This is a genomic window from Microcoleus sp. F4-D5 (assembly GCF_036704885.1).
In the GTDB taxonomy this organism is placed as follows: Bacteria; Cyanobacteriota; Cyanobacteriia; order Cyanobacteriales; family Microcoleaceae; genus Microcoleus.
In genome coordinates this window covers 1-3,086 of sequence record NZ_JAUBSX010000099.1, presented here as the reverse complement: position 1 = coordinate 3,086, position 3,086 = coordinate 1, and the positions used below count along the sequence as shown (strand labels likewise).

Below are 3,086 nucleotides of genomic sequence, written 5' to 3'. Positions count from 1 at the left end.
GTTTCTCCTAATGTGTAAGTCGGTAAAGCATCAAACTGTAAGTCTTGTGGTGCTGTATTTGTTGGAGTGGGTGTTGGCGTTGGTGTAACTGTAGCTTCTTTGACAGTAAAGCTTTTGAGTACCGTATTGCTGCTAGCACCTTCTTTATCGTAGGCGATCGCCTCTAATTCATAAGTCCCTGTCGCTAAAGCAGGTAGAGAATAACTAAAAGTTGCAAACCCTTGACTATCCGCTATAAAATTTGTCGTACCTTCCAAATTCGTCCACTCGCCGCCTTCTTTTCGCAGTGATAAATCTATTCTAGCTAGATCGATCGCTCCATTAGCATCAGCAACTTTTCCACTTGTCAACTCAATCGCTTCACCTGTTGTATAAATCAATTTTATATCAAATTGTAAGTCTTGCGGTGGTGTGTTTTCTGGTGGAATTGAGTTGAGAAAATCGATGAAATTCTTCCCGCCTTCAGATGTAGTCCAATCCTTATCGGGATTAATTACTTCTTTCAACAATACCGCTTTACCGGTTGCACCTGTCAACCTGAAAATAACATCCTGATAGTCCCCATCCGAACCCGTATCAACCCGCTGATCCTCTAGGGAAAATACCAAGCCATCACCAGTAACACCCGCTATTTGACCGTACAGCCAAGCATCATTTGGATTGAGACTAGATAATGAAAACAGCGGACGCTTATCTCCACCAATATCGGGATTGTCAAAAACCTCTTGGACTTTACCATTTGGCACCAACATTACAGCATAAGCCTTTCCGGGAGTTGTGGGAAATGTCTTCACGCCCTTATAGGGCTCATTATTATAATTTTCTTCTCCCAAACTGCCCCTAAATAGGGGATTTGCCCCCTCTATGGATTCAGAAATCACGATATGACCCAATACAGAATTACTTAGCGCTCGCCTGGTAGCTTCCTTAATAAATCCCCTATAATCTGAAGTGAATTTATCCATACCATCGAGGCTAAAAATAGCTATTTCACCTTGATATCTGCCACCATCGTTGAGGAGATCGAAGCCTACTTTACTTTTTTCTGTGACAAAAAATCCCGCATCAACCCCCATGCCCGTTAACGGATCGACTTTACCATCTGGAGTTAGACTGACTTGATAGTTTGTGTAACCGGAAACAGTAGAAACATTTAAAATATAGTCCGTCGCACCTAAATTATCGATGTTAATAATTCCAGCATTTGTGTCGCTAGTTGAAATACTTTTGATTACCTTCCCTTCTTTGTCCCGCAGTTCCAAATTGATATCGCTGCTAAAACCTTCAGCAGAGATTCGGGCACTACCCATAGTGGGGAGACTGAAAAAATAGGTATCTGTAGGATCTGTTTTACCAGTGGAACCGATATGGAAATAGTTATCTTTTAGACTACCGATTTCAATATTAGACATTTGCACCCCGATAAATAAACTTAGATTTACAAAAAGCAACTAGCAGGAATGGGCGTAGGCATCGCTTTTTAGGAAAAAAATAGTGATTACTTTTGATAAAACCCATTATTAGGCATTTCATCGCTAATGTAAATCAATATTTTGAAAAGACTTGATAAAGATTTGATAAAGACTTGATAAACCGCTCTAGTTTGTGTGTTTTTTTGCGTAATTCTACTGATGAGAACTCAGGTTAGGGCAAAGCGGGTAAAGCTATCGCGTAAGAAATCGCACTTTTCCCCAAAACCCAAGTTTATGAAAATCAGCGGTAAAATTTTTGTTTGCGTTTCCGCACAGCACCAACGAGGAAAGAAGCGGAAGCAAATAAGCCTAACATCACTGAAGGTTCAGGAACAGCTTCGGCTTCTTCCTTAAGCAGGGCGTGCATATTCAAGTTGGCTTTAGCTGTATTGAATGCAAGTTTTATCGGAAACGCAGCGGGATTAGTCGGATCGACATTCAGACCAGTGACGCTAAACTCTTTAACTCCGCTACCGCCGATGAGCAAGTTGCCCAACAACTTGCTATAGTTGCTAAAATAGACGCTATTCCCGACTGTAAATTCACCCAAAAGTATATCTTTTACTAACACAGTAAAAGGTGTATTAAAACCAGTGGGAAAATCACGAATTTGAGTAAAGAGAGAGTCGGAAGTCATCTCGTAGCGAAAACCGTAAGCTGTGGGCGGATCGATATGTCTATCTGTCGGAACATCGAAGAAACTCCATAAACCGGGTAAAGTTACATTTGGCATAATGGGATTTTGTTGAGATGAACCGGGTTCTGCTGGTATAAAAGGATCGCATTTAGGAGCACCATCAGGACAAGGGCGTAGCGGTGGACGAGATATCGGGGGAGGATCGCCAATAGGGGGAGGATTGGGAACAGGGGGAGTATTACCATCGTTAGCTAAAAAAGTTCTGGAACCATTGGTGTGATAAACAAATTTTTCTTGGCCGCTTCCTACCGTGACAATCCAACCATCAACTAGGGCCATTGTACAGACTATATTTGGCCCTCCCCGTCCCATACAACCATCTGTCCATGTGACTTGGCGAACGCTGACAATTTCCAGGTTGGAAACTGGCAAACCTGAAGCTTGAGAGGCATTTTCTAAAACTATACTGGCAACTGTTTCGGGTAATTCAAATGTTGGAATTGTACGATCGAGATAAATTCCGTCGTCGTCATTAGGTCTAGGTGTTCCTTCTGGTGTAGGAAGCGATTCTTGTGTGTTAAGCGACTGTGGTTGACTGAGAGTAAGGCTGGCAGCTTGAACAGATTGGGGTAGGGAAAGGCCGATCGCACTTAGGAGACTTAAAGCCAAGCTGAACAGATAGAATTTGTTGGCAAAGGTAGATGCAGACATCCGGGTAATTTTTGTAAAAAATTAAAGGTTGACAGTTGGCGAGTGTTAAAGGGCGATCGCCCGTCGCACTCAAAAACCAGCCTTCACTTATCTATCTGGAGGGAGGCGCTAGTTTTATGCAGAATGTCGCCTAATCTTCAGAAAACTTTACAAATCGGAGATTTGAGTCGGGAGAAGTTGACTCAGGAACTTACTTTTCACGGCATCTCTGAAAGGTAGAGTAGGAGGTCATTCTAGGCAAAAGGGGTAGATGGTGATATCATCTG

2 protein-coding genes are annotated in these 3,086 nt (G+C 42.4%); both read right to left on the bottom strand.

Features of this window, described 5'->3' with window-relative positions:
* Positions 1–1,412, bottom strand: a 1,412-nt coding sequence (locus tag QUA80_RS29450) for a DUF4114 domain-containing protein (protein ID WP_333428507.1), incomplete at its 3' end; no start/stop codon positions are given.
* Positions 1,413–1,713: 301 nt separating this feature from the next.
* On the bottom strand, positions 1,714–2,820 hold the full coding sequence (locus QUA80_RS29445) for a PEP-CTERM sorting domain-containing protein (RefSeq protein WP_333428506.1): 1,107 nt from the start codon (positions 2,818–2,820) through the stop codon (positions 1,714–1,716).
* Positions 2,821–3,086 lie beyond the last annotated feature (266 nt).

Coding starts and splice junctions, on each gene's coding strand:
- QUA80_RS29445 (WP_333428506.1), bottom strand. CDS start 2,820: ATGTCTGCATCTACCTTTGCCAACAAATTCTATCTGTTCAGCTTGGCT.